Source organism: Achromobacter insuavis (genome assembly GCF_902859645.1).
GTDB classification, from domain to species: domain Bacteria; phylum Pseudomonadota; class Gammaproteobacteria; order Burkholderiales; family Burkholderiaceae_B; genus Achromobacter; species Achromobacter insuavis.
Genome location: NZ_CADIJR010000001.1, coordinates 138,587 through 162,917, shown reverse-complemented (window position 1 = coordinate 162,917; position 24,331 = coordinate 138,587). Strand labels below are relative to the sequence as shown.

Annotated in this window: 25 protein-coding genes; 16 read left to right on the top strand and 9 right to left on the bottom strand. The window is 68.1% G+C overall.

Features of this window, described 5'->3' with window-relative positions; all coding sequences use genetic code 11:
- Nucleotides 1-5: 5 nt before the first annotated feature.
- From H0523_RS00710 to H0523_RS00695, 4 genes are all read left to right on the top strand, one after another.
- Nucleotides 6-587, top strand: a complete 582-nt coding sequence (locus H0523_RS00710) for an NUDIX hydrolase (protein WP_054432945.1) — start codon at nucleotides 6-8, stop codon at nucleotides 585-587.
- On the top strand, nucleotides 584-1,333 hold the full coding sequence (aat, locus tag H0523_RS00705; RefSeq protein ID WP_054432943.1) for a leucyl/phenylalanyl-tRNA--protein transferase: 750 nt from the start codon (nucleotides 584-586) through the stop codon (nucleotides 1,331-1,333). Before H0523_RS00710 ends, aat begins: the two co-directional genes overlap by 4 nt.
- 113 nt (nucleotides 1,334-1,446) lie before the next feature.
- Entirely contained in the window at nucleotides 1,447-2,196 is a 750-nt protein-coding gene (locus H0523_RS00700; RefSeq protein WP_054432941.1) for an arginyltransferase, read from the top strand.
- A gap of 58 nt (nucleotides 2,197-2,254) precedes the next feature.
- The gene (locus tag H0523_RS00695; RefSeq protein WP_054432939.1) at nucleotides 2,255-3,301 is read left to right on the top strand and encodes a quinone-dependent dihydroorotate dehydrogenase; all 1,047 of its coding nucleotides are present in this window, start codon (nucleotides 2,255-2,257) and stop codon (nucleotides 3,299-3,301) included.
- Between the two features lie 206 nt (nucleotides 3,302-3,507).
- Here H0523_RS00695 and phaP read toward each other — a convergent pair whose 3' ends face one another.
- A complete protein-coding gene (gene phaP / locus H0523_RS00690; RefSeq protein ID WP_054432936.1) occupies nucleotides 3,508-4,086 on the bottom strand; it encodes a TIGR01841 family phasin in 579 nt (192 codons plus the stop codon).
- A 383-nt stretch (nucleotides 4,087-4,469) separates the two neighbouring features.
- Between phaP and H0523_RS00685 the strand changes: the two genes are divergently transcribed.
- On the top strand, nucleotides 4,470-5,447 hold the full coding sequence (locus H0523_RS00685) for a tripartite tricarboxylate transporter substrate binding protein BugD (protein WP_006393194.1): 978 nt from the start codon (nucleotides 4,470-4,472) through the stop codon (nucleotides 5,445-5,447).
- A gap of 132 nt (nucleotides 5,448-5,579) precedes the next feature.
- On the opposite strand, the gene H0523_RS00680 is transcribed toward H0523_RS00685, so the two are convergent.
- The 3 genes from H0523_RS00680 to H0523_RS00670 form a co-directional block, all read right to left on the bottom strand.
- Nucleotides 5,580-6,443: an IclR family transcriptional regulator gene (locus tag H0523_RS00680; protein WP_006393193.1), complete on the bottom strand. Its 864-nt coding sequence runs from the start codon at nucleotides 6,441-6,443 to the stop codon at nucleotides 5,580-5,582.
- A 158-nt stretch (nucleotides 6,444-6,601) separates the two neighbouring features.
- Entirely contained in the window at nucleotides 6,602-7,414 is an 813-nt protein-coding gene (locus H0523_RS00675; RefSeq protein ID WP_054432935.1) for a competence/damage-inducible protein A, read from the bottom strand.
- 46 nt (nucleotides 7,415-7,460) lie between these two features.
- Nucleotides 7,461-8,264, bottom strand: a complete 804-nt coding sequence (locus H0523_RS00670) for an EI24 domain-containing protein (protein ID WP_054432933.1) — start codon at nucleotides 8,262-8,264, stop codon at nucleotides 7,461-7,463.
- A 63-nt stretch (nucleotides 8,265-8,327) separates the two neighbouring features.
- Here H0523_RS00670 and H0523_RS00665 point away from each other — a divergent pair, with 63 nt between their 5' ends.
- Nucleotides 8,328-8,711, top strand: a complete 384-nt coding sequence (locus H0523_RS00665) for a thioredoxin family protein (RefSeq protein WP_054432930.1) — start codon at nucleotides 8,328-8,330, stop codon at nucleotides 8,709-8,711.
- A 57-nt stretch (nucleotides 8,712-8,768) separates the two neighbouring features.
- Here the strand turns inward: H0523_RS00665 and H0523_RS00660 are convergent, their stop codons facing one another.
- Nucleotides 8,769-9,545, bottom strand: a complete 777-nt coding sequence (locus H0523_RS00660; protein ID WP_054432929.1) for an IclR family transcriptional regulator — start codon at nucleotides 9,543-9,545, stop codon at nucleotides 8,769-8,771.
- A 174-nt stretch (nucleotides 9,546-9,719) separates the two neighbouring features.
- Between H0523_RS00660 and H0523_RS00655 the strand changes: the two genes are divergently transcribed.
- From H0523_RS00655 to H0523_RS00645, 3 genes are read left to right on the top strand one after another with little or no spacing between them, the layout of a single operon-like run.
- On the top strand, nucleotides 9,720-10,625 hold the full coding sequence (locus H0523_RS00655) for a polysaccharide deacetylase family protein (RefSeq protein WP_054432926.1): 906 nt from the start codon (nucleotides 9,720-9,722) through the stop codon (nucleotides 10,623-10,625).
- Between the two features lie 13 nt (nucleotides 10,626-10,638).
- Nucleotides 10,639-11,637: an asparaginase gene (locus H0523_RS00650; protein WP_054432925.1), complete on the top strand. Its 999-nt coding sequence runs from the start codon at nucleotides 10,639-10,641 to the stop codon at nucleotides 11,635-11,637.
- Between the two features lie 28 nt (nucleotides 11,638-11,665).
- Nucleotides 11,666-12,886, top strand: coding sequence for an MFS transporter (locus H0523_RS00645; RefSeq protein ID WP_231689868.1), 1,221 nt, complete (start codon nucleotides 11,666-11,668; stop codon nucleotides 12,884-12,886).
- A gap of 100 nt (nucleotides 12,887-12,986) precedes the next feature.
- Here the strand turns inward: H0523_RS00645 and H0523_RS00640 are convergent, their stop codons facing one another.
- Nucleotides 12,987-14,447, bottom strand: a complete 1,461-nt coding sequence (locus H0523_RS00640) for a DEAD/DEAH box helicase (protein WP_156330720.1) — start codon at nucleotides 14,445-14,447, stop codon at nucleotides 12,987-12,989.
- A gap of 243 nt (nucleotides 14,448-14,690) precedes the next feature.
- Complete coding sequence (locus tag H0523_RS00635; protein WP_054432923.1) at nucleotides 14,691-15,644, bottom strand: helix-turn-helix transcriptional regulator; 954 nt, start codon at nucleotides 15,642-15,644, stop codon at nucleotides 14,691-14,693.
- A 128-nt stretch (nucleotides 15,645-15,772) separates the two neighbouring features.
- Here H0523_RS00635 and H0523_RS00630 point away from each other — a divergent pair, with 128 nt between their 5' ends.
- The 3 genes from H0523_RS00630 to H0523_RS00620 are packed head-to-tail and all read left to right on the top strand — an operon-like array spanning nucleotide 15,773 to nucleotide 20,274.
- Nucleotides 15,773-17,848: a TonB-dependent receptor gene (locus H0523_RS00630; protein WP_054432922.1), complete on the top strand. Its 2,076-nt coding sequence runs from the start codon at nucleotides 15,773-15,775 to the stop codon at nucleotides 17,846-17,848.
- Between the two features lie 10 nt (nucleotides 17,849-17,858).
- Nucleotides 17,859-19,115: an MFS transporter gene (locus tag H0523_RS00625; RefSeq protein WP_054432920.1), complete on the top strand. Its 1,257-nt coding sequence runs from the start codon at nucleotides 17,859-17,861 to the stop codon at nucleotides 19,113-19,115.
- Nucleotides 19,108-20,274, top strand: a complete 1,167-nt coding sequence (locus tag H0523_RS00620; RefSeq protein WP_054432918.1) for an FAD-dependent monooxygenase — start codon at nucleotides 19,108-19,110, stop codon at nucleotides 20,272-20,274. Before H0523_RS00625 ends, H0523_RS00620 begins: the two co-directional genes overlap by 8 nt.
- 6 nt (nucleotides 20,275-20,280) lie before the next feature.
- Here the strand turns inward: H0523_RS00620 and H0523_RS00615 are convergent, their stop codons facing one another.
- Entirely contained in the window at nucleotides 20,281-20,616 is a 336-nt protein-coding gene (locus H0523_RS00615; RefSeq protein WP_054432916.1) for an AzlD domain-containing protein, read from the bottom strand.
- A complete protein-coding gene (locus tag H0523_RS00610; protein WP_054432915.1) occupies nucleotides 20,613-21,362 on the bottom strand; it encodes an AzlC family ABC transporter permease in 750 nt (249 codons plus the stop codon). The genes H0523_RS00615 and H0523_RS00610 overlap by 4 nt, the downstream gene beginning before the upstream one ends.
- 186 nt (nucleotides 21,363-21,548) lie before the next feature.
- Between H0523_RS00610 and H0523_RS00605 the strand changes: the two genes are divergently transcribed.
- The 4 genes from H0523_RS00605 to H0523_RS00590 all read left to right on the top strand — a co-directional run bounded on the left by H0523_RS00605 (nucleotide 21,549) and on the right by H0523_RS00590 (nucleotide 24,331).
- Complete coding sequence (locus tag H0523_RS00605) at nucleotides 21,549-22,469, top strand: branched-chain amino acid transaminase (RefSeq protein WP_054432913.1); 921 nt, start codon at nucleotides 21,549-21,551, stop codon at nucleotides 22,467-22,469.
- A gap of 79 nt (nucleotides 22,470-22,548) precedes the next feature.
- Entirely contained in the window at nucleotides 22,549-22,761 is a 213-nt protein-coding gene (locus H0523_RS00600; RefSeq protein ID WP_054432911.1) for a zinc-finger domain-containing protein, read from the top strand.
- A 34-nt stretch (nucleotides 22,762-22,795) separates the two neighbouring features.
- Nucleotides 22,796-23,218, top strand: coding sequence for a YybH family protein (locus H0523_RS00595; RefSeq protein ID WP_006393176.1), 423 nt, complete (start codon nucleotides 22,796-22,798; stop codon nucleotides 23,216-23,218).
- Nucleotides 23,219-23,230: 12 nt separating this feature from the next.
- Entirely contained in the window at nucleotides 23,231-24,331 is a 1,101-nt protein-coding gene (locus H0523_RS00590) for a YheT family hydrolase (RefSeq protein WP_054432908.1), read from the top strand.

Genomic DNA, 24,331 nt, shown 5'->3' with positions numbered 1-24,331 from the left:
TAGCCATGACCGCCAAATCGCCCCTCGAATACTTCCCCGCGCCGCGCCGTGCGAACTTCTGCAGCCAATGCGGCTCGCCCGTGAACCGCCGGGTGCCCGAGGGCGACAACCGCGAACGCGACATCTGCGATCACTGCGGCGCGATCCACTACCAGAACCCGCGCCTGGTGGTGGGCACGGTGCCGGTGCTGGACAACCGCGTGCTGCTGTGCCGGCGCGCGATCGAGCCGCGCTACAACACCTGGACGCTGCCGGCCGGTTTCATGGAGCTGGGCGAGAGCACCGCGCAGGGCGCCGGCCGCGAAACGCTGGAGGAATCCGGCGCGCGCATCCGGCTGGGCGAGATCTACACCATCATCGACGTGCCGCAGATCGAGCAGGTGCACGTCTTCTACCTGGCCGAAGTGCTGGGCCCCGAGCTGGATCCCGGCCCGGAAAGCCTGGAAGCCCGCTTCTACGACGAGGCCGAGATTCCCTGGGACGACCTGGCGTTCCGCACCGTGGCGACCACGCTGCAACGCTATTTCGAGGACCGCAAGCGCGGCACGTTCGGCCCTCACCACTACACCCTAGAATCGCACCGTTGAAGCTGCCCTGGCTCGCCGCCGACACGCCCTTTCCGCCGGCGGAATTCGCCCTGACGGATCCGGACGGCCTGCTGGCGGCCGGCGCCGACCTGTCCACGCCGCGCCTGATCCAGGCCTACTCGAACGGCATCTTCCCCTGGTATTCCGAGGGCGAGCCGATCCTGTGGTGGAGCCCGGATCCGCGCATGGTGCTGGCCTGTCGCGACTTCGCGCCCTCGCACTCGCTGCGCAAGCTGCTGCGCCAGATCGCCAGCCACGAACACGAGGCCGCGCCGCGCATCGAGGTGCGGGTCGACACGGCCTTCGCCACGGTGATGGCGCACTGCGCCGCGCCGCGCGATGGCCAGCCGGGCACCTGGATCACCGCCGCCATGCGGCAGGCCTACCTCGCCTGGCACGAGGCCGGCTACGTCCACAGCATCGAAACCTGGATCGACGGCGAACTGGCCGGCGGCCTGTACGGCATCAACCTGGGCCGCATGTTCTTCGGCGAATCGATGTTCACGCGCGCGCCCAACGCCTCCAAGATCGCGCTGGCCTACCTGGTGCGCTACGTCAGCGCGCAGGGCGTGCAGTGGATCGACTGCCAGCAGCAGACCCGCCATCTGGCCAGCCTGGGCGCGCGGCCGGTGCCACGCTCGCGCTTCCTGCAACACGTGCGCGCCGCCACCGTGCAGCCGCCGCTGGCCTGGTCGCGCGGACGGCTGGACAGCACGGGGCGGCTGCTGCCCCTGGCGGCCGCCTGACGGCCGCCCCGGCGCCTGGCGCCGCGCTCCGTCCCCCCACATCGCGAGCCGGGTTAGGCGTTAATATGTAGTCGTCCCCGTCACGGACTTGGCGCCGGACACCGGGATCCCACATGAGCCAGCTCAAAGAATTACCTTTCTCCACGCTGCAGTTCTACGCGACCGCTCCCTACCCTTGCAGCTACCTGCCGGGACGCCAGGCACGGTCGCAGGTTGCCGCGCCCGGCCACCTGATCAACGCCGGCACCTACTCGCAACTGGTCGAGCAGGGTTTTCGCCGCAGCGGCCTGTTCACCTACCGCCCGCACTGCGACAGTTGCCACGCCTGTGTGCCGGTGCGGGTCGACACCGCCGGCTTCGCGCCCAACCGCAGCCAGCGCCGCGCCTGGCGCGACCACCGCAACCTGCAGTCGTTCGTGGCCGAGCTGGCGTGGTCGCCCGAGCATTACCGGCTCTATACCCGCTACCAGCAGGGCCGCCATCCCGGCGGCGGCATGGATGAGGACAGCCGCACGCAGTACGCGCAATTCCTGCTCACCAGCCGCGTCAACACCCGCCTGGTCGAATTCCGCGATCCCGCGGGCGTGCTGATGATGGTCTCGATCATCGACGTGCTGGACGACGGCCTGTCGTCCGTCTACACCTTCTACGATCCCGACGTGCCGGGCAGCCTGGGCACCTACAGCATCCTCTGGCAGATCGAGCAGTGCCGCACGCTCAACCTGCCCTGGCTCTACCTGGGCTACTGGATCGCCGACAGCCAGAAAATGTCGTACAAGGCCAGCTTCCATCCCGCCCAGTACCTGATCGACGGCGCCTGGGGCGAACCGCCCGCGCCCGCCACGCCCGGCCCGGCCGCCTGATCCGCCCCGGCGGCGGCGGCCCGCAAGGGCGGCCAAAGACGCTTTACAATCCCGCTCCATGTCGATCCTCTTCCACGCCTATCCCCTGGCCCGCCCGGCGCTGTTCGCCATGGACGCGGAAACCGCCCACGAAGTCACCCTGTCGGGGCTGCAGCGGGCCTACGAATGCGGCGCCACGCGCAAGCTGCTGCACGCGCAGCCCAAGGCGCCCTGCACCCTGATGGGCATGCAGCTGGCCAACCCCATCGGATTGGCGGCGGGACTGGACAAGAACGGCGCCTATATCGACGCGCTCGGCAATCTGGGTTTCGGTTTCGTCGAGGTCGGCACGGTGACGCCGCGGGCACAGCCGGGCAACCCCAAGCCGCGCATGTTCCGCCTGCCGCGCGCCAACGCGCTGATCAACCGCCTGGGCTTCAACAACCAGGGGCTGGACGCGTTCCTGGCCAACGTACAGCGCAGCCAGTGGCGCAAGCAGGGCGGCATCCTCGGCCTGAACATCGGCAAGAACGCCGACACCCCGATCGAGCGCGCGGCCGACGACTACCTGATCGGCCTGGCCGGCGTGTACCCGCACGCCGACTACGTCACGGTGAACATCTCGTCGCCCAACACCAAGAATCTGCGGGCCCTGCAAGGCGGTGACGAACTGTCGGCGCTGCTGGCGCAACTGGCGGACAAGCGCCGCGCGCTGGAAGACCAGCACCAGCGCCGCGTGCCGATGGCCGTCAAGATCGCTCCCGACCTGACCACGGAACAGATCGACGCCATCGCCGACGCCCTGCCGCGCCATGGCATCGACGGCGTCATCGCCACCAACACCACCCTGTCGCGCGATGCCGTCACCGGCATGGCGCACGCCGAGGAAGCGGGCGGCCTGTCCGGCGCGCCGGTGCATGAGCTGTCGCTAGCGGTGATCCGCCGGCTCAAGCAGCAGCTGGGCGACAGCCTGGCGATCATCGGCGTGGGCGGCGTGCTGTCGGGCCAGCAGGCCCGCGAAAAGATCGAGGCCGGCGCCGACGCGGTGCAGTTGTACACAGGCCTGATCTACCGCGGCCCCGCCCTGGTGGGCGAGTGCGTGCGGGCGGTGGCCCGCCGGGCCTGATCCCGCGCCCCGGCCACGCCGGGGCTTTCCAGGACGAACCTCGCGGGCGGCCATGCTGCCCGGGCGGCGCCCGCGCGCGCCCGTCATCCCGCGGGGAAAATGGGCAAAAAAAGAGGCCACCCGAAGGGTGGCCCTAATTCCAGCTCTGCTCTGTCACTCAACAGTACTACATTACTGCGATTTGCGCAGCATCGCGCGCCAAATACTTAGGCGCTGCGACGGCTGCGGCTGGCGACCTTGGTGGCGGCGTCGGCGGCATCCGTCGCGGCCTTGAAGGTCGCGTTGGCGGCGGCATTCAGGTTGGACTCGGCGACTTCGGCGGCCTGCTTGGCGGCCTTGGTCAGCGAATCATAGGCGCTGTTGGCGGTGGCCAGCGACGACTTGATCAGGGCGACGGCGCTTTCCGAACCCGTGGGGGCGTTCTTGGAGAACTGCTCGACGGCGTCGCTCAGTTGCTGTTGGCCTTCGGCGATTTGTTCTTCGGTCAGCTTGACCAGGTTGCCCTGCACGCCGGCGACGATGTCGTACACGTGCTTGGTGTAGGCCAGGGCCTTTTCGGCGCCCGGCTGCAGCAGGCCCGAGGCGAACGCCGCGGCTTCCTGCGGGTCCTTGACTTCGGCGGCTTGCTGCGACTTCTGGGCGACTTCGTCCAGGGTGGCGCGCACGACCTTCAGGTTCAGTTCGACCAGCTTTTCGAAGCCGGCGAACACGGCCGATTGGGCGGCCACGAAGGTGTTGATGCTGGCTTTTTGACGGTCCAGGACTTGTTGCGGGATAGCGCTCATAGAATTGCTCCTTTTAGGGGTAGCCGGAGGCTCTCCGGCAAGTAAGGATGGTGTCTGCGACGAAATAAGGAACGTGCGCGGAAACTGGTACTACAAGCTACCGCCGGCCCGTTTGATGCACTGCACAATTGATATTCTACGGGCCTAAAAAACCTTGTCAAGCAATATTGGTGCAACGCAACAACTATTTGCACATTAACAGTGCAAGCGCCGGTGCGGGGTTGATCCAGCACAAGGATTTCCCATGATTCGGGAAATACCGGACATGACGGCGTATCAATTCTTTTCTACACTGCTTGCACGCTGATGACAGACAAACACAAACGATAAGTCAGCGGTCAAAAACACATCGCAGCAAGCAAAACCCTGCAATTGGAGACTTCATGACCCTCATCCCCCGCACGCTTTCGGCCCTGCTCGCGGCCAGCGCCATGCTCGCGGCCGGCGCCGCCCACGCGGAATTCCCGGAACGCCCCATCAACATGGTGGTGCCTTTCGCCGCCGGCGGTCCGACGGACAACGTCGCGCGTTCGCTGGCTGAAGCCATGCGGCATTCGCTGGGCCAGACCGTCGTGGTCGAAAACAAGGGCGGTGCGGGCGGCACCATCGGCACCACCCAAGTGGCCCGCGCGCAGCCGGACGGCTATTCCGTGCTGCTGATGCACGCCGGCTTCTCGACCGCGCCGTCGCTCTACAAGAATCCGGGGTACGACCCCTACAAGAGCTTCGAGCCGATCGGCCTGGTGGTCGACGTGCCGATGACCATCATCGCGCGCTCGGACTTCCCGCCCAACAACATCCAGGAACTGGCCGACTACGTCAAAAAGAACAAGGACAAGGTCTCGCTGGCCAACGCCGGCATCGGCGCCGCCAGCCACCTGTGCGGCACCATGCTGGTCGAGGCGCTGGGCGTGCAGTTGCTGACGATCCCCTACAAGGGCACCGCGCCGGCCATGAACGACCTGTTGGGCAAGCAGGTCGACCTGCTGTGCGACCAGACCACCAACACCACGCAGCAGATCGACAGCGGCAAGGTCAAGGCCTACGCCGTCACCAGCCTGCAGCGCGTGCCCACGCTGCCCAAGCTGCCGACCATGGACGAGTCCGGCTTCAAGGGCTTCGAAGTCGGTATCTGGCACGGTATGTGGGTGCCGAAGGGCACGCCCAAGCCGGTGGTCGACAAGCTGGTCAAGAGCCTGCAGGCCGGCCTGGCGGATCCGAAGTTCCAGGAACGCATGAAGCAGCTGGGCGCCACGGTGCTGACCGCCGACGCCAATCCGCAGGCCCTGGACGCCAAGGTCAAGCAGCAGGTCCCGCAGTGGGCCGAGCTGTTCAAGAAGGCCGGCGTCGAACAGCAGTAATTCAGGGCGGGCCCCGCCAGACGGGGCCTGCGCTGCGCATCGCGCCTGACGGATAGTTTCGCCACGGCCATGAAAAAGCCCCTCGGTTGCTGAAACCGGGGGGCTTTTTCATGGCCGTGGCAACGCAGTCGATCAGGTGCGCATCGCTTCGGCCGCCATGCCCAGGCCGTTGAAGCCGCTGGACACCGAGGGCTCGTAGCCCAGCGCCTCGGAAATGCTGGCGGCCGTGTCCACCAGGGCCTTGATCCAGTCGTCCTGCAGGCGCTCGGCGGGCGCCGAGATCGACAGGCCGGCGACCAGCTTGCCGGTGTCGTCGAAAATGCCCGCGGCGATGCAGCGCACGCCCAGTTCCAGTTCCTCGTTGTCGCGCGCGTAGCCGTGGCGGCGCACCAGCGCCAGCTCGCGCTCGAGGCGGTCGAGGTCGGTCAGGCTGTTGCGGGTGTGGCCGGCCAGGCCGGTGCGCAAGGCGTAGGCGCGCACCTGGCGGGCGTCGCCGGTCGACAGGAACAGCTTGCCGGTGGAGGTCAGGTGCAGCGGCGCGCGGCCGCCGATGGCGCGCACCACCTGCATGCCCGAGCGCTCGCTCCAGGCGCGGTCGATGTAGACGATTTCGTCGCCCTGCTGCACCGACAGGTTGATGGTCTGGCCCGTGAGCTTGTGCAGCGACCGCATCGCCGAAATGGCCGCCTCGCGCACGTTCAGCCGTCCCTTGACCAGCGAGCCCAGCTCCAGCAGGCGCATGCCCAGCTGGTACAGGCCGTTGTCGACGCGCTCGACATAGCGGCCCACGACCAGGTCGTTCAGGATGCGGTGCGCGGTGGAGGCATGCAGGCCGGTGGTCGCGGACAATTCCTTGAGCGTGACGGGATCGGGCTGCGCGGCCAGCGCATCGAGCAGGCGCATGGCGCGCTCGATGACCTGGATGGCAATGGGACTGCCCGAAGCGCCATCGGCCTCGGCGTCCAGGGCGTTGCGGGTGGAAGAAGGACGGGACATAGGAAGGAAGGGCTAGCGCGGCGCCACCGAAAGAGACCAGACTTGCGGCAGCGCAGCAAACAGTTCTTTCCCGTATTGTGAAATTTACCGGGCTATTTGGCAACCGTTTTTTGGCTCGCAAACGGGGGACGCGCCCCGTTTCCCTTGCCGCCGCCGGCTCAGGCCGCGGGCGGCGCCAGCTTGCCGCCCAGGCGCAGCACCTCGGCCCGCAGGAAGGCCAATGCCTCGGCCGCCGCCTCGGGTTCGCCCTTCACGCCCAGGTCGATATGCGGCGTGCCGCCGGCTTCGCCGACGCTCGGCAGGCTGAAGGCGCGCACGCCCGGCCAGCGGCTTTCGACGGTCTGCATGGCCGGCGTGATGCGCGATTCCGGCATGCTGAACACCAGGAACGAATGCTCCGCGTGGCGGCGCGTATGCTGCAACGCACGATAGCGCGTATCCAGGGTCCATTCGAGCATCGGCCAGGCCATCACGGGAAAGCCCGGCACGAAGGTATGGTCGCGGATGAAGAAGCCCGGGATGCGGTTGTACGGATTGGGCACGATCTCGCAGCCCTCGGGGAACACGCCCATCTGCAGCCGTTGCTGGTTCTCGGGCGCGCTCATGTCGGCCGTGCCCTGCCCCTTGGCCGCCATCTCGGCGGTGCGCAGCGCGATCGCCTGCTCCGCCTCGGGATGCAGGGCCAGCGGCAGGTCCAGGGCCGCCGCCGCGGCCTGGCGGGTATGGTCGTCCGGCGTGCCGCCGATGCCGCCGCAGGAAAACACCACGTCGCCGGTGGCGAAGCTGCGCCGGTAGGCGGCCACCAGCACCTCGCGGTCATCCGGCAGGAACTCCGCCCAGGCCAGTTGCATGCCGCGCGCGCCGAGCAGCTCGACGACCTTGGAAAAATGCTTGTCCTGGCGGCGGCCCGACAGGATTTCGTCGCCGACGATGATGAGGCCGATGCGGCGGGAGGCGGATTCTGCTGCCATGTCCGGTTCCAGAATTTGGCGGTTGAATGAAGGCGAAGGCGCCGCGTCAGGCGACGTCGATGGTGCGTTCCTGGCGCAGCCGCTGGAGCGCGTCCAGGCCGTAGTGCGCGTAGACCAGCGCCGAGAACACGGGCAGGATAATCCAGGCGGGCGGCAGCAGGTTCAGCAGCGAGCAGATCAGGCCGATGATCCAGAAGCCGCCGTTGTGGCGCTCCAGGATGAGCTTGCGCTCGGCCGGGCTGGCGTGCTCGACGATGGCGTCGACCCGCATCATGCGCGAAAAGGCGAAGGTCCACCAGAAGATCGGCAACACCAGGGCCATCGGCGGCACCAGCCACAGCGGCATGGTGAACAGCCAGCCGAGCACGAACGCGCCCGACACCCAGATCGCGTTCCAGACGCTGACGGAAGTGGCCAGCTTGCCCTGCCGGCCGAGGCCGGCGTACTCGCGGTGGCCGACGTGGCGCAGCACCAGCGGCATGACGAACACGGCCGCGATCGCCAGGCCCAGCACGCCCGACAGCGGCAACAGGATCGACACCGCGATCACCGGCACCAGGTAGATCTTGAGCGAGAACAGCCCCATCGCCAGCAGCCATTCCTCGGTGCGGTTGATGAAGTCCCAGTGTGAAGCCTGGGCGGCGAGCCAGTCGGTCAGGGGCGTCCAGAACAACCAGAACAGCAGCACCACGCCGACCAGCGCGATCAGGAATGGCAGCAGCACCGCGAACAGCATCGTCGGATGGCATTGCGACACCAGGGCGCGCTTGAACGCCAACCCGACGCCGCTCGCGGCACGGGCGAAGCGGCCGGTTTCGGGCGGCGGGGAATCAGTGCGCAAAGCGGTCATCGTAGGACGAAAGGAAGGTGATCATCCCGGGTATGATAGTCAAACACGCCCCCCTGCGCTCGTATGACATTACTTGTACCCGGCTCCGACCTCACCGCCTTGCGCGCCCAATTGGCGGCCTCGCCCGACGCCTGGCTGGTCGCCTGTTTCTGCGCCGCCTGGTGCGACACCTGCGAAGAATACAAACCCAAGCTGCGCGCCCTGTCCAGCGCCCTGCCGCGGCATGTCTTCGCCTGGATCGACATCGAAGACCACGCCGAATTGCTGGGCGAGGTCGACGTCGAGAACTTCCCCACGCTGCTGATCCAGATCGGCGGCCGCGTGGTGTTCTACGGCCCGATGCTGCCGCACATCGGCCATCTGGAACGTCTGCTGGAAAGCCTGGACGAACGCAGCGCGGCGGTCACCTCGGCGCTACCCGATTTGCCCCGCCTGCTCGCCGCCTGACGGCCACGCCGGGCCGGAGATCCACGCCCCCCGGGGGAGGCTCGGCCCAATTCGCCGTTATTGCTGCAACAAGGCGCCGATGGCTTGCGCCGCCCCGCGCAGCAGCGGCACGATCTCACGCACCCGGGCGTCCGTCATGCGGTTGTGGGTCGCGGCGACCGTGACAGCGGCCAGCAACAGGCCACTCTCGCCATACACGGGGACACCCAGCGCGCTGATGCCGGGCACCGCGCGATTGGCGATGTGCGCGTAGCCAACCTTTGCCACCAGCGCGCAATGCGCGCGGACATCGTCGGCATCCAATTCCCCATATGCCCCGAGCCGCGGCGCAACGGCCTCGATGATGCGTTTCTGTTCCGCGGCCGGTAACGCCGCCAGCAGCGCCAGGCCGCCCGCGCTGACCCCCAGGGGTTGGCGGCTGCCCAGCGGCAGTGCCGGCGTCTGCACGGGATAGGTCCCCTGGATGCGATTGATGCAGACGGCGTCGTCGCCGCTGCGCACAAACAGGAACGTCGTATCGCCCGTCACGCGGGCAAGGTCCGCCAGGGTGGCCGTGCTCAGGTCGCGCAGATTGAAACGATGCGCCGCCGCCAGGCCCAGCTCGAACACCAGGGGACCCAGCCGGTAACGACGGGTCGCGGCATCCTGCACCGCCATCCCTTGCGCGACGAGCGCCTTCAGCAGCCGATGCATGGTGGGCCGCGTCAATTGCGCGGCCTGCGCCAGATCGACCAGCCGCAGGCCGACATCGGCCTGGCGCGCCAACAGCTTGAGCACCAGCACCGCCCGGGTAATGCCTTGGGCGCCATCGACCCGCGCAAGGGAATCATTCATGCCATTCCAATTAGTGGAATTATTTTCGGTTGTGTTGCGAGCGAATTTATCGCAACGCTAGCATTTATCGCCAGTAGCAGGAGTATTTCACTGAATCATTGGTCTCCATTTAATTCCAAATAATGGAATCAAACGTGAATTGCTCCCGCGTGTTTCCCCACATGGAGCCTGCCGATGAATCACCCCTCGCCCGTCTGGTCCGCTCGCGATCGCGTCGCCTACGAGCCGATTACCCAACGTCGCCCATTCGTGCTGCCCGACGGCGCGCGCGTTGCCGTCTGGACCATCGTCAACGTGGAAAACTGGCTGCCGCAACACGCGATGCCGCGCGCCGTCCTGCCTCCGCCGATGGGACAGCCGTTGCTGCCGGACATTCCGAATTGGTGCTGGCACGAGTACGGCATGCGCGTCGGCTTCTGGCGCTTCCTCGAGACCTTGGGCGCGCGCGGGCTGAAGGCCACGCTGGCGGTCAATGGCACCGCCTGCCGCGAATACGCCCAGGCTTGCCAGGCGGCGCTGGCGGCCGGCTGGGAATTCATGGGCCACGGCCATGTGCAGCAACCGATGCACCGGGTGGCGGACCAGGCCGCGGCGATCCGCGACACGATCGCGGCCATCCGCGATGTCACCGGCCGGGCGCCGCGAGGCTGGGAAAGCCCCGGCCTGACCGAGACGGATGACACGATCGACCTGCTGGCCGCCGCCGGCATCGAATACGTGGCCGACTGGGTGCTGGACGACCAGCCGGTGCCCATCAGGACACGCACGGGAAGCATGCTGTCGGTGCCCTACACCGTCGAACTCAACGATGTCGTCATCTCCGCCGTGCAGCAGCACCGGTCCGAGGAATTGCTGATCCGAGGCCGCGACCAGTTCGACCAGCTCTACCGGGAAGGGGCGAGCATCCCGCGGGTCATGGCGATCTCGATCCACCCTTATCTGACGGGCGCGCCACATCGCATCCGCTACCTGGCCGAGCTGTACGACCACATCCTGTCGCACCCGGATGTGTGTCTGTGCACCGGCGGCGACATTCTCGATATCTATCGGAATCAAGCCGACCAACCCGAGCAGGCCTAGCCCGGAGCCGAACATGGACCTTCCCCGCGTTCTCCTGCTGGCCACTGGCGGCACCATCGCCATGACGCCCGGCGCCGATGGCGGCATCGCGCCCGCATTGGACGCCCATGCCCTGGTCGCCGCCGTTCCGGACCTGGCCGCGGTGGCCAGCCTGGAGGTCATCGCTTTCTCCAACAAACCCGGGGCGTCCCTGACGCAGCAAGATCTCGCGCAGCTGGCGGCGTTGATCGAGGAAGGATTCGCCCGCGGCTGCCAGGGCGCGGTGGTGGTCCAGGGCACCGACACCATCGACGAGACTGCCTTCGCCTTGGAATTGCTGGCGCGCCGCCCGCTGCCCATCGTCGTGACCGGAGCGATGCGCGGCGCGGCGGCGCCGGGCGCCGACGGCCCCGCCAATCTGCTGGCGGCGGTCACCGTGGCTGCCGCCCCCGCGGCGGCCGGCATGGGCGCGCTGGTGGTGCTTGGCGACCAGGTGCATGCCGCCCGCCATGTGCAGAAAGCGCATACCACGCTGCCGTCGGCCTTCCATTCGCCCGGCCGGGGACCGCTGGGCACGCTGTGCGAGGGGCGCCTGCATCTGCACGCCCGGCTGACGCCGCTGCCCGCGCTGCGGTCTCCGCGCCCATTGCAGGAAGCGCCCATCGCGTTGCTGCGCATCGGCCTGGACGACGACGGCAGGTTGCTGCCCGCGCTACCTGACCTGGGCTTTCGCGGCGCGGTCATCGAGGCGATGGGGGCCGGCCATGTGCCGGGCCACCTGGCCCCGCTGCTGGGCGACCTGGCGGCGCGGATGCCCGTCGTGCTCAGCACCCGGGTGGCCGCCGGTCCGGTGCTGCGCGCCGCCTATGCCTTCCCCGGATCGGAAAAGGATCTGCTGTCCCGCGGGCTGATCCATGGCGGCGCGCTGGGTGGCCTGAAGGCGCGCCTGCTGCTGCGCCTGCTGCTCGCCACAGGCGCTTCCCCGGAGGCGCTGCCCGCCGAATTCGCCCGACGCTGCGACGCGCTCGCCTAGGGCCCATCGACATTCAAAGGAGACTGCCATGCAAACGCGCCGCTACGCGCTCGGGATGTTCGCCGTACTGCTTTTCTCATATGTCATCAACGCCATCGACCGGCAGCTGTTTTCAGTCCTTGCCACGGATGTACGCAACGCCCTGGGCCTGACCTTGCCGCAGGTCGGCCTGGCTTCGACGGTCTTCACGCTGGGCATGGGCCTGGCCGGCATACCCACCGGCTATCTGCTGGGCAAGGTGTCGCGCAAGTCCGTCACGCTGATCGGGCTGGTCATCTTTTCCGTGGCCACCTTCCTCACCGCCTATGCGAAAGGACTGCCGGACCTGCTGGCCTACCGGTTCATTTCCGGCCTGGGCGAAGCCATGCAGCTGACGGCGCTGCTCGCCATTGGCACGAGCTACTTCCTGCAGCACCGGGCGGTCGCCGCGAGCTCGCTGAATTTCACATTCGGCATCGGCGCCATCATCGGCCCCAACCTCGGCGCCGCGATCCTGGCCGCAAGCCACTGGCAGATGCCCTTCATCGTTTTCGGGCTGTCGGGCATCATCGCCATCATCCTGATCGTGCCGCTGGTCAAACCCTGGTTCAGCGAAGCACAGGCGCTGCCGACGCAGGCCGAAGACACCGCCAGCCCGGCGGCCGGGACAAGCCTGTGGGCGCGCACGCCGGTCATGCTGGCCATCGCGACCGCGTTCGCCGGTCTGTCGATCTATGGCTATCTGGGCTTGTATCCCACCTACCTGCGCGAAGCCCTCGGTTTCAGCCCCAAACAGGCGGCGGGCGCAGTCAGCTTCTACGGCCTGGGCGCCCTGCTATCGTTGCTGGGAGGCTGGCTCGGAGACCGCTACGACTACCGCAAACTGTTGTTCGGGTCGCTGCTGTTGTCGGCGTTGGCCGGAGGACTGCTGTTCACCGACCTGGAGAAATCGCTGAGCGCGCACGCCGCCATGTCGTTCATCTTCGGCGCCGCCATCAGCGGCATGGTGTATGCCAACCTGTCGGCTGGCATCATCAAATCCGTCAGCCGGGCCAAGGCGGCGCAGGCCTCGGGCCTGTTCGTGGCCAGCCTGTATGTGCCCGCGGCCTTCGCCGGGTATCTGCTGGGCCAATTGAAATTGACGCTGGGTTGGACTCAGGCCGGCATTCTCCAGGTAACGGGCTGCGCGATCCTCGCGGCATTGTTCTCGATCGCGGCCGGCGTGCGACGCCCGGATCCGATCCCCACAACGACAACGAGCGCCCCATGAACGCCGCATCACCGTTGTCTTGAAACAAAAAAAGCGTCCATCAAGGACGCTTTTCCTTTGGCGCGGGCCGCATCGGCGATGCGGGCGCGCAGCGCTGCCGCTACTTGCGGCTGCCGCCCAGCAGGACGGCGATCTGGCGCTTGGGCGCGGACGAATTGCCACCCTGGCGCGGCGCGTCGGGCTCTTCTGCCGGGGCCGACGACGTCGACGGCTCGTAGGGCTTGAGGAAGAAATCGTCCACCGGCTGGCGCGACGATCCGCCGCTCGAACGGCGTTCCGACGAACGGCCACGCTCGCGGCCGCCTTCGCGCGGCGATGCGGCGCGCTCTTCGCGGCGGCCATGGCCATGATGGCTGCGCGCGACCAGGTCGGCGGGCAGTTCCAGCGTGCCGCGCGGCACTTCGCGCTTGATCAGCTTTTCGATGTCGAGCAGGAAACGCTCTTCGTCGCCCGTGAACAGGGCGATGGCTTCACCGGTGGCGCCGGCGCGGCCGGTACGGCCGATACGGTGCACGTAGTCTTCGGCGTTGTACGGCAGGTCGTAGTTGATGACGCAAGGCACGCCGGCCACGTCCAGGCCGCGCGCGGCCACGTCGGTGGCGACCAGCACTTCCAGTTCGCCGGCCTTGAAGGCTTCGAGCGCCTTCATGCGGTCGGCCTGGGTCTTGTCGCCGTGGATCGATTCGGCCTTGACGCCGTCACGCTCGAGCTCGCGCGCCAGGCGCGCGGTGCCGATCTTGGTGTTCGAGAACACGATGACCTGCTTCAGGCCGCGCGACTTCACCAGGTGCACCACCGCCGCGCGCTTCTGGTCGCCCGACATCTTGTAGGCGATCTGCGTGATGGTGTTGGCCGTGGCGTTGCGCGCCGCGACTTCGATTTCGACCGGGTGGTTCAGGTACGAACGGCCGAGCTTGCGGATTTCGTTGCTGAAGGTGGCCGAGAACAGCAGGCCCTGACGCTGCGCGGGCAGCAGGCGGATGATGCGTTCCAGGTCGGGCAGGAAGCCCATGTCGAGCATGCGGTCGGCTTCGTCCAGCACCAGGATGCCGACCTGGCTCAGGTTCACGTTCTTCTGCTCGACGTGGTCGAGCAGGCGGCCGGGCGTGGCCACCAGCACTTCGCAGCCACGGCGCAGCGCTTCTTTCTGCGGACCGATATCGACACCACCGAACACCACCGCGGAACGCAGCGGCGTCTGCTTGCTGTAGCGCTTGACGCTTTCGTAGACCTGGTCGGCCAGCTCGCGCGTGGGCGTCAGGATCAGCGCGCGCACCGGGTGCCGCGCGGGCGAGGCGCTGGTGTTGGCCAGCGGCATCAGGCGATGCAGGATGGGCAGCGTGAAGGCCGCCGTCTTGCCGGTGCCGGTCTGGGCCGCGCCCATGACGTCGCGCCCTTCGACCACGACGGGAATGGCTTGCGCCTGGATCGGGGTGGGCGTGGTGTAGCCGGTTTCGGCGATCGACTGCAACAGCAGGGGATGCAGCCCGAAGTCGGAGAACGTGGGCGTAGGCGCGGGCGCTTCGGCGGTGGGTGCTGCGGATTGAGTGGATTCAGTCATCAGGGTTTGGCAGATACCGGGACCAGTGGAAAAGAACAAAACGAGAGTGCTGCGAGCACTGCACGACATATGCATCGGGACAACCGGAACGCGCGCCACGCTCGCGCGGCCACGTGCAAACCACCCCGAGGCACAAGCGCGTCGCGGGCAATCAGCACCCTGCCTTGCAGGCCAGGTGGCGCATTCTGGTTTCGATACTTATGAGGGCAGTACCAGGCCCGGATTGCTGTGGATAACTTAATTTTAGCGCAGCCGGACGCCGGGGCGGTCAAGCCAGTGCCTGGGGGCGACTCCTTTGGCCTGGCGGAAGCTCTTGCTGAAATGGCTCAGGTTGGCGAATCCGGCGGCCAGCGCGGCGTCCGTGACGCTGTAACCGGCCTCCAGCATGGACGCCGCGGCCTCCAGCCGGACGGACTTCAGATAGGCATGGACCGAACGGCCGGCCACCTGGCGAAAGCCCGCCTTGAGCTTCTTTTCGCTCAGGCCGACCTCGCGCGCCAGCCGCGATACCGTCCATTCCTCGCCGTAGCGGACCTCTATCAGGCGCCGCGCCTGCCCCAGCTGGCGCCGTTCGCGCGGCGCCACCGGGGGCTCGCCAGCCGCGTCGCTCATGGTTTCCAGCACGATGGCCAGGGCTTCGAGCGCCTTGGCGCGCATGTACAGGCGGCGCGCGGTGTTGTCCTCATGGAGGCAATCCAGCACGTCGCCGGCCAGCCGCAGCAGGCCGGGCGGCGCGGGAAAGCCGGCCATGAGCGACCCCATGGCCGGCACGCTGTGATCCAGCACGAAGGCGCCGCGCAACGCGGCCAACGGCCTGCCGCCGGCGCGCAACAGCCCGGCGGGTGAATAACGGATGTCCACCAGGCGGACATTCTGCCCGCCCGCCATCTGGAAACGGCCCCGCGCGCCGCGTTCGCCGGTCTGCACCACGGCCATGCCGGGTCCGACCGCCAAGGGTGCCCCGCCCTCGATCGACATGCGGGCATGGCCGTCCAGGAAAACGGCGATGCAGAACATCGGCGGACCCTCGGCATCGACGTCGAGCCCGACGGCGGGGGCGCCGTTCCAGGCGGTCAGGGTCAGGTCCTCGTCGAACGCTTCCTGGCGCGACAGGGCGATCCATTCGCTCGGTATCGATACCGCGGGCAACAGCGGGTGGCCGGAACGGACGGACGATCCGGCGGAGGTACGCGTCATGGCGGCAATGGCGGAATCCAAATTTAGGCCCCGATTTGAACAACGGCAGCACTGAAAACGTCAGCGCGGCGCCCATCAAACAACAATAATTCTCATTAATGATTCTACCGAAAGCCCGGGCCGACAACATGACGACAGCGTTCCCTTTCCGACACACCGCCCTGGCGGCCGCCCTGTGCGCCTTCGCGGCGCCCGCCGCGGCACAGTCCGTCAGCGAGCTGGCCCCCATCACGGTCACCGCCAGCAAGCAGGAACAGTCGCTGCGCGATCTCAACGGCGCCGCGATCGTCGTGCCGGCCGAGGCCCTGCAGGCCGCCCAGGTCGACAACACCATGCAGTTGTCACGCGTGCTGCCCGGCGTGCAGATGTCCAGCAGCGGCTCGCTCCTGTATCCCATCATCTCGGTGCGCGGCATCACGTCCGCGCAGGACTTCTACAACCCCGCCCTGACGGTCTACGTTGACGGCGTGCCGCAATTGCCGACCTTCACCTCGCAGCTGCTGACCGACGTCGACCGCGTCGAGCTGCTGAAAGGCCCGCAGGGCACGCTCTACGGCAAGAGCGCCATGGGCGGCGTCCTCAACATCGTGTCGCGGCAGCCGGGCGACGATCCCTACTTCCGCGCCAGCGCCGGCGTCGCCAGCCGCGACGGCTACCTGTTCAAGGCCAGCGGCGGCGGGCCGCTGGTCGACAACCTGCTGTACGGCTCGGTCACCGCCGTGACGAACGACGCGCCCGGCCGGCTGGACAACCCCGCCACCGGCGCCAGCCGCGTCGGCGGCGCCTCGGCCAATGCGGGCGCCGCGCGCCTGCGCCTGGCGCCCGCCGGCAGCCCCTGGGAACTGGGCCTGGCCATCAGCGGCGAATGCACCCGCGCCAGCCAGGACGCCTACGTCCCGTTCGACGATCTCCAAGCCAGCCACGCGTACACCGCGCCGGGCATGCCGGCGTCGCTGGCGGATTTCTACCAGAAGCGCTGCGGCAACAGCCAGGCGCTGACCGGCCGCTACGATTTCGACGGCTGGCGCCTGAACGCGGTGGCGGCCTGGCAGGCCCTGCACTATGACCGCCACTACCCCATCGGCCCCAGCTACACCAGCCAGCCCGAGCGCTGGCGCCAGCAAGTGCAGGAACTGCGCCTGTCCACCACCGGCCAGCGCGCCGTCGACGGCGTGCTGGGTCTGTATCGCCAGCGCGTCACCCAATCGCGGGCGGTGTTCAACCAGATGCAGGGCCCGATGCCGCTGGACACGCTCCAGGTCGACTCGCGCAACACCAGCGAATCGCTCGCCGCCTATGCCGACGCCACCTGGCATGCCACCGACGCGCTCGATCTGTCGGCCGGCCTGCGCTATTCCCGCGACAAGGCGGCCACGCGCTATGACGGCCAGACGCTGGATTTCGCCACCTTCGGCCAGGCGCCGTTCGGCGGTTCGGGCTCCAGCGCGGGCAACAGCGTGCTGGGCAAACTGTCGGCCGGCTACCGGCTGTCGCCCGAGTGGCGCGTGTATGCCAACGCCGCGCAGGGCTACAAGCCGGGCGGCTACAACCTGGCGCCGTCCAATCCCAGCGACGCCCGCCCCTACGGCAAGGAAAAAGGCATGAGCTACGAGGTCGGCACGCGCTATGACGGCGACACGCTGCGCCTGGGCGCCGCCGTCTACCGCACCGACATCCGCGACGCGCAGCTCTATGTCGGCGGGCTGGGGCAGCAACACCTGCAGAACGTCGGCAACACCCGCGCCACGGGCGTCGAGTTCGACCTGGGCTGGGACGTCTCCGCGCAGTGGACGTTGGGCCTGGACGGCTTCGTCAACCACACCACGTTCCGCAGCTTCGGCGACGCCTCCGCCTGCCAGGGCTGCGACGGCAACCGAGTGCCGTTCTCGCCGGGCTATGGCTTGACCGCCAGCGCCCGCGGCCACTTCGACACCGGCATCGGGCGGCTGTCGCCGACCTTGGCCGTGCGGCGCATCGGCGCGCAGTTCTTCGACATCGCCAACACGCTGCGCCAGGACGCCTACACGCTGGTAGACCTCAGCCTGGCCTGGCGCATCCGGCCGCAGGTCGAGGCCACGCTGTATGCCAACAACCTCACCGACAAGCGCTACCGCACCTTCGCCTTCACTGGCGGACCGATGGGCAACTTCGCCCAGGTCGATCCGGGCCGGACGGTCGGCCTGAACGTCGCCTTCGAATACTAGGATCGGCTTCATGCGCCCAGATGTGCCCGCGCGCCTGCCCACGGCGCAGGTGATCGCCGCCATCGGCGGCATCTGCATGGCCCAAAGCCTGGTGAGCGGCATCGCCTTCCAGGGCGTGCCCGCCTTGCTGCGCGACAGCGGCGCGCCGCTGGACCAGATCGGCCTGGCCTACCTGGCGTTCCTGCCCTGGGCGCTCAAGTTCCTGTGGGCGCCCTGGATCGAACGCTACCGGCTGCCGGCGGGCCATGCCGAGCGGCGCACCCGCCGCATCGTGCTGCCCGGGCAATGGTTGCTGGCCGCGCTGCTGTTCCTGCTGGCGGGCCTGGGCCAGCCTTCCATGCCCATGCTGTTGGCCATCCTGGGCCTGATCTCGTTGACCGCGGCCACGGTGGACATCGCCGGCGACGCGTTCGCCGTCGAACAGCTGGCGGAGAACCGACGCGGCTGGGGCAACGCCACCCAGGTCGGCTCCAGCTATCTGGGCATGTTCCTGGGCGCCGGATTGTTCGTCATCCTGGCAGGCAGCTACGGCTGGCGCGTGGCGGCGGCCACCATGGGAGGACTGGTCCTGCTGTTGACGCTGCCATTCGCCCTGGTGCGCGAGCCGGCGCGCGCGGCCCAACCGTCCGCGCACCGCCCCAGCCTGGCGCATGCGCTGGGCCGCCCCGACGTGCGCCTGGGCCTGGTCATCACGATCGTGTTCCAGGCCGGCTCCCGGCTGGCCTATGGCATGACGCCCCTGCTGCTGCTAGATCGCGGTGTGCCGCTGGCGTCGGTGGGCTGGATCAATGGCGCCGGCGCGGTCGTGGCGGGCCTGGCCGGCACCCTGCTCGGCGCCTTGATCCTGCAGCGCCTCGCGGCGGCGCGGGCGGTGGTCGTGGCCTTGGCCCTGCAGACCATGGCGCTGGTCCTCTTCCTGGCCGCCGTGTTGGCGTCATCCTGGCTGCCGCACGCCGGCCCGCATTGGCTGGTGGCGCTGGCGTTGCTGAAAGCGGCGACGGCGGCCACCGGCTTCGTGGCCTTGTACGCCTTCCTCATGGGCCGGGCCTCGCCAGCGCAGGCCGGCGTCGACTTCACCCTGTTCCAGTGCGCCGACGCCATGATCGCCACGATCGGCGGCGTGGCCGCCGGCTGGCTGGCGCAGCACTGGGGCTATGACGTCTGCTTCGGCGCCGCGGCGGCCTTCGGCGCTGCCGGGTTGCTCGCCCTTCCTATCCTGATGCGGCACCTGGCGCCGCCCTTTCCCCCGGAGAATGAACATGTCTGAACGCACCGTGGTCATCGCCGGCGCCGGCGTTGCCGGGCTGGCCTGCGCCTGGTGGCTGACGCGGCACGGCTGGCGCGCCGTCATCGCGGAACGCGCCGCGCACCTGCGCGATGGCGGCTACATGATGGGCCTGTCCGGCCCGGGCCTGCTGACCGCGCGCCGCATGGACCTGGTACCGGCGCTGCGCGCCGTGGAACGCGAGATCGGCGAAAACATCTACCGAGACCGCCGGGGCCGCGAAGTCATGCGGATCCGCTATCGCGAACTGCTGAAGGAACTGGACTGGATCACCTTGCGCCGCACGGACCTGGTGCAGGTCCTGCATGGCGCGGTGCGCGACCACGCCGAGATCCGGCTGGCGACCACGGTCGCCCACTGCGCCCAGGACCCGGATGGCGTGGACATCACGCTGTCGGACGGCAGCCAGTTGCGGGCCGACCTCCTGATCGGGGCGGACGGCGTGCGCTCGGCATTGCGCGCCCAGGTGTTCGGCGCCGACGATCCCCCGCTGTCCGCGCTGGGCTATCGCTACGCCGCCTACGACACCGAGGACGACACCGGCATGGCGCGGGACTTCGTGTCCTACGCGGCACCCGGCCACCAGGTGGAATACCACGGGCTCGGCGGCGGCCGCAAGGCGGCCCTGCATGTGTGGCGCAGCCATGAGCACGGCTGGGTCGAGGCGCCGCAACGGCTTGGCCTGCTGCGCGAACTGTCCCGCGACACGCACGCGGAAGTCGGCCGGCAGCTGGCCATGCTGGCGCAGGACACCCCCATCGTCATGGACGACCTGGCGCTGGTCGAACTGCCCTGTTGGCATCGGGGCCGCATCCTGCTGGCGGGCGACGCCGCACATAGCCTGTCCCTTATTTCTGGGCAGGGCGCGGGGATGGCATTGGCTGGCGCCTACGTGCTGGCCCAGGAACTGGGCAGGCTGCCGCTAGAACAGGCGTTGGCGGCCCACGAGCGGCGGTTGCGGCCGGTGATCGACAGCCTGCAGCAGCGCAGCCGCAAGCTGGCGCCCGTCTATGTCCCGGAATCGGCATTCGCCTTCGGCTTGCGCAACACAGCCTTGCGGCTGCTGCCCAGGCTGATCCTGAAGCGCTATTTCCTCAGTGGGCTGAAGTCCGAAATGGAAGCCGCCGCCGCGCTGGGCTGACCGGCCTCAACCCGCCAGCCAGCGCAGGCCCCACAGCATCAGCATGCCGACCACGATGACCAGCACCGCGCTGCGGGTGCGCAGGAAGACCAGGATGGCGACGATGCCGGCCACCAGCTTGTAGTCGAAGATGGGGCCCAGCCCCGCCTTCCAGGGCAGCAGGTCGGGCACCACGATGGCGGTGAGCGCGGCGGCCGGCGCGTAGCGCAGGGCGCGCCGCACGCCGTCGGGCAGCGGAATGTAGTCGCCAAATAGCATGAAGCCGGCGCGCGTCAGCACGCTGCACAGCGCCAGCAGCAGGATGGCGGAATAGACGTAGATCTCGGAGGGCCAGAGGGTCATGCGCGCGCCTTGAAGAAGCGTTCGGCCCACATGCCGGCCACCACGCCGGCGATGACCGCCGCCGCCAGGCCCAGCCGCAGCGGCAGCACCTGGCCGGTCCAGGCGACCACGCCGGCGGCCAGCATCGAGACCAGCATGGGCTTGGAATTGGCCAGCGGCACCGTGATCGCCAACAGCGCCAGCACCGCCGCGAAATCCAGCGACCAGGCGGCCGGCACCATGGTGCCCAGGTAGATCCCCACGATCGACGACGCCTGCCAGACGAACCAGCCCGGGGCGATGGTGCCGATGAAGTACCAGAGCTGCTCGCGGGTGCCGCGCTCGGCCGCGTCGCCGAAACGCGGCATGAACAGCACGAAGCCCATGTCGGTGGTGAAGTAGCCCAGGCCCAGGCGCTTGGGCCAGGACAGGTGGCGGAAATAGGGTTGCAACGCCGCGCCGAAGATCAGGAAGCGCAGGTTGACCACGCAGCCGGCGGCGAAGATCAACCACAGCGGCGCGCCGGTGGCGATCAGCGGCAGGGACGTGAGCTGGGCCGATCCGGCGTACAGCAGCAGGGTCATGGCCAGCGCCATGGATTCGGTCAGGCCCGACTTGACCATGGCCACGCCGGTCACCAGCCCCCAGGTCGCGGTGGCGATCAGGGCCGGCACGATGGCATGCACGCCGGCGCGGAAGGCGGCGACGCGCTCCTGGCGGACCTCCCGGGGGTCTTCGGTTTCGGGAAACGCTGACTCAGAGGACAACGGCGAGCCCCTGGGGATTCAGACAGAACGACATGGACACTCTGTGGGGAAGGAACCGCACGACAAGCTGCTAGCCCGCCGGGCCCGCGGACGCCAGCAGGCACCGCGCCGGTGCACGAATGGAGCGCTATTGTAACCTCGTCGCTTGATACAATACGGCCCTCAGGTTTAGTGAGGGAGCAAACCATGTCGATGGCTGACCGCGATGGCTTCATCTGGTATGACGGCAAGCTCGTGCCCTGGCGCGACGCGACCACGCACGTGCTGACGCACTCCCTGCACTATGGCCTGTCGGTATTCGAGGGCGTGCGCGCCTATCGCTCCGAGATCGGCACCGCCATCTTCCGCCTCGAAGACCACACCAACCGCCTGTTCAATTCGGCGCACATCTACCAGATCCCCATGCCGTTCGATCGCGACACGATCAACGAAGCCCAGCGGATGGTGGTGCGCGAGAACCAGCTCGAATCCGGCTACCTGCGCCCGCTGGTGTTCTACGGCCCCGAAAAGATGGGCGTGTCGCCCAAGGGCGCCAAGGTGCACGTGGCGATCGCCGCCTGGCCCTGGGGCGCCTATTTGGGCGAAGAAGCCTTGTCGCAGGGCATCCGGGTCAAGGTGTCGTCGTTCGCCCGCCAGCACGTCAACGTGACCATGCCGCGCGCCAAGGTCGCCACCACCTACGCCAACTCGATCCTGGCCAACACCGAGGCCCTGCAGGACGGCTACGACGAGGCCCTGCTGCTGGACACCGAGGGGTTCGTGGCCGAAGGCTCCGGCGAGAACCTGTTCCTGGTCAAGGACGGCGTGCTGTGCGAACCCGAGATCGCCTCCGCCCTGACCGGCATCACCCGCTCGACCATCCACGCCCTGGCGGCCGATTTCGGCCTGCGCGTGGTGACCAAGCGGCTGACCCGCGACGACGTCTACATCGCCGACGAGGCCTTCTTCACCGGCACCGCCGCCGAAGTCACGCCGATCCGCGAGGTCGACAACCGCCAGATCGGCTCGGGCCGCCGCGGCCCCATCACCGAGAAGCTGCAGAAAGCGTTTTTTGACATGGTGAATGGCCGCAACCCGAAGTACCATCACTGGCTGAGCAAAGTCTGATCCACGCCGCCCTGCCCGGCAGGGCGGCATTACTGCCCCAACCTACCGATTTACCGGTATTTTTTATTCAGGAAATTCCATGACCGCCGCTGCCCCGGCCGCCGCCCCCCACGAAGTCATCGAAGTCGGCGCCGAAGACCTGCCCGTGTTCTGTCCGGGTCCCAAGGCCCCGCTGTGGAGCATGCACCCGCGCGTCTTCCTGGACGTCGCCCGCAACGGCTCGGCGCGCTGCGCCTACTGCGGCGCCGAGTACAAGCTCAAGCCCGGCACCGTGCTGCACGGTCACCACTGAGACCCGCCGCCCAACAGCCATCCGTCCCGCCATCATGTTCGCCACGCCCGAAGAAGCAGAACACGCGTTCTACGAAGCCCTTGAGCAGGGGGACACCGTCCGCCTGATGCAAGTGTGGGCGGACGACGAGGAAGTCGTCTGCATCCACCCGGGAGGCCTGCGCATCGTCGGCCACTCGGCCGTGCACGAGTCCTGGCAGCACGTGCTGGCGAACGGGCCGCTGCACATCCGGCCATTGCGCCCGCTGGTCATGCTGAGCATGATGTGCGCGGTGCACGTGCTGGTCGAGCAGGTCGCGGTGCGCACGCGGGAAGGCACGCAGTTCGCCAACTGCTACGCCACCAACATCTATCACAAGGGTCCCACGGGCTGGCGCATGGTCATGCACCACGCTTCGTCGGCGCCCACCGAAGCCGGGGTGCTCGACTTGCACGACGTGCCCGACATGCTGCACTGATCCGGGTCGACTTTGGCTGCTGCACGTTTCGACACAACGCCCTGCCCTGTTCCCTCCTGGCTGCCCGGAGGCGATGCCCAGACGGTGTACGCCGCGCTGTTCGCGCAGTACCACCGCATCGCCTTCGTGCGCGACCGGGTCGAGACGCCCGATACCGATTTCGTCGATTTCGACTGGACCGGGCCGGGGCTGTTCCCGCACAAGGCGGCCGACGGCGCGCCCGTGAGCGGCCAGCAGCCCGTGGCCAACGGCAAGACCGCCGCCGCGCGCTGGATGACCGACGCCGACTGGAAGTCGCTGCCGCAGACCGCCGACACGCCGGCGCTGCTGCTGTTCCACGGCCTGGAGGGCGGCAGCACCAGCCGCTACGCGCAATCCATCGCGCATCATTTCCGGGCGCGCGGCTGGATCGTGGTCATCGCGCACTTCCGCGGCTGCTCCGGCGTGCCCAACCGCCTGGCGCGGGCCTATTACTCGGGCGATTCGGCCGAGGTCGGATTCCTGCTCAACACGGTGCGCAACCGCATTCCACACGCGCGCTGGCACGCCGTGGGCGTGTCGCTGGGTGGCAATGCACTGCTGAAATACCTGGGCGAGCACCAGGAAGACACCGGCTGGCTGACGGCCTGCGCGGGCGTCTCGGTGCCGCTGGACCTGGTGGCCTGCGGCAAGACGCTGTCCACCGGGTTCTTCAACCGCAAGGTGTACACGGGCCACTTCCTCAAGACCCTCAAGCACAAGGTGCTGGAGAAGGCCCACCGCTACCCCGGCGCCATCGACGTGATGCGCATCGCCCACGCGCGCGATCTGCGCGACTTCGACGACGCCTACACCGCGCCGATGCATGGATTCCGCAATGCGCTCGACTACTGGACGCGGGCGTCCAGCAAGCCGTGGCTGCCGCGCATCTCGGTGCCGACGCTGGTGCTGAACGCGCTGAACGATCCGTTCATCCCGGCCAGCGCGCTGCCCAAGCCGGACGAGTGCTCGCCCACCATCCTGCTGCACCAGCCCACCGATGGCGGCCATGCGGGCTTTCCGACCGGCGCCTTTCCGGCCCACCTGGGCTGGCTGCCGCAACGGCTGGGCCGCTTCTTCGAGACCGGGCTGTAG

What these genes read in the sequence shown, in the direction of transcription:
- H0523_RS00710 (WP_054432945.1), top strand. Translation starts at nt 6, where the DNA reads ATGACCGCCAAATCGCCCCTCGAATACTTCCCCGCGCCGCGCCGTGCG.
- H0523_RS00700 (WP_054432941.1), top strand. Translation starts at nt 1,447, where the DNA reads ATGAGCCAGCTCAAAGAATTACCTTTCTCCACGCTGCAGTTCTACGCG.
- H0523_RS00695 (WP_054432939.1), top strand. Translation starts at nt 2,255, where the DNA reads ATGTCGATCCTCTTCCACGCCTATCCCCTGGCCCGCCCGGCGCTGTTC.
- phaP (WP_054432936.1), bottom strand. Translation starts at nt 4,086, where the DNA reads ATGAGCGCTATCCCGCAACAAGTCCTGGACCGTCAAAAAGCCAGCATC.
- H0523_RS00685 (WP_006393194.1), top strand. Translation starts at nt 4,470, where the DNA reads ATGACCCTCATCCCCCGCACGCTTTCGGCCCTGCTCGCGGCCAGCGCC.
- H0523_RS00680 (WP_006393193.1), bottom strand. Translation starts at nt 6,443, where the DNA reads ATGTCCCGTCCTTCTTCCACCCGCAACGCCCTGGACGCCGAGGCCGAT.
- H0523_RS00675 (WP_054432935.1), bottom strand. Translation starts at nt 7,414, where the DNA reads ATGGCAGCAGAATCCGCCTCCCGCCGCATCGGCCTCATCATCGTCGGC.
- H0523_RS00670 (WP_054432933.1), bottom strand. Translation starts at nt 8,264, where the DNA reads ATGACCGCTTTGCGCACTGATTCCCCGCCGCCCGAAACCGGCCGCTTC.
- H0523_RS00665 (WP_054432930.1), top strand. Translation starts at nt 8,328, where the DNA reads ATGACATTACTTGTACCCGGCTCCGACCTCACCGCCTTGCGCGCCCAA.
- H0523_RS00660 (WP_054432929.1), bottom strand. Translation starts at nt 9,545, where the DNA reads ATGAATGATTCCCTTGCGCGGGTCGATGGCGCCCAAGGCATTACCCGG.
- H0523_RS00655 (WP_054432926.1), top strand. Translation starts at nt 9,720, where the DNA reads ATGAATCACCCCTCGCCCGTCTGGTCCGCTCGCGATCGCGTCGCCTAC.
- H0523_RS00650 (WP_054432925.1), top strand. Translation starts at nt 10,639, where the DNA reads ATGGACCTTCCCCGCGTTCTCCTGCTGGCCACTGGCGGCACCATCGCC.
- H0523_RS00645 (WP_231689868.1), top strand. Translation starts at nt 11,666, where the DNA reads ATGCAAACGCGCCGCTACGCGCTCGGGATGTTCGCCGTACTGCTTTTC.
- H0523_RS00640 (WP_156330720.1), bottom strand. Translation starts at nt 14,447, where the DNA reads ATGACTGAATCCACTCAATCCGCAGCACCCACCGCCGAAGCGCCCGCG.
- H0523_RS00635 (WP_054432923.1), bottom strand. Translation starts at nt 15,644, where the DNA reads ATGACGCGTACCTCCGCCGGATCGTCCGTCCGTTCCGGCCACCCGCTG.
- H0523_RS00630 (WP_054432922.1), top strand. Translation starts at nt 15,773, where the DNA reads ATGACGACAGCGTTCCCTTTCCGACACACCGCCCTGGCGGCCGCCCTG.
- H0523_RS00625 (WP_054432920.1), top strand. Translation starts at nt 17,859, where the DNA reads ATGCGCCCAGATGTGCCCGCGCGCCTGCCCACGGCGCAGGTGATCGCC.
- H0523_RS00620 (WP_054432918.1), top strand. Translation starts at nt 19,108, where the DNA reads ATGTCTGAACGCACCGTGGTCATCGCCGGCGCCGGCGTTGCCGGGCTG.
- H0523_RS00615 (WP_054432916.1), bottom strand. Translation starts at nt 20,616, where the DNA reads ATGACCCTCTGGCCCTCCGAGATCTACGTCTATTCCGCCATCCTGCTG.
- H0523_RS00605 (WP_054432913.1), top strand. Translation starts at nt 21,549, where the DNA reads ATGTCGATGGCTGACCGCGATGGCTTCATCTGGTATGACGGCAAGCTC.
- H0523_RS00600 (WP_054432911.1), top strand. Translation starts at nt 22,549, where the DNA reads ATGACCGCCGCTGCCCCGGCCGCCGCCCCCCACGAAGTCATCGAAGTC.
- H0523_RS00595 (WP_006393176.1), top strand. Translation starts at nt 22,796, where the DNA reads ATGTTCGCCACGCCCGAAGAAGCAGAACACGCGTTCTACGAAGCCCTT.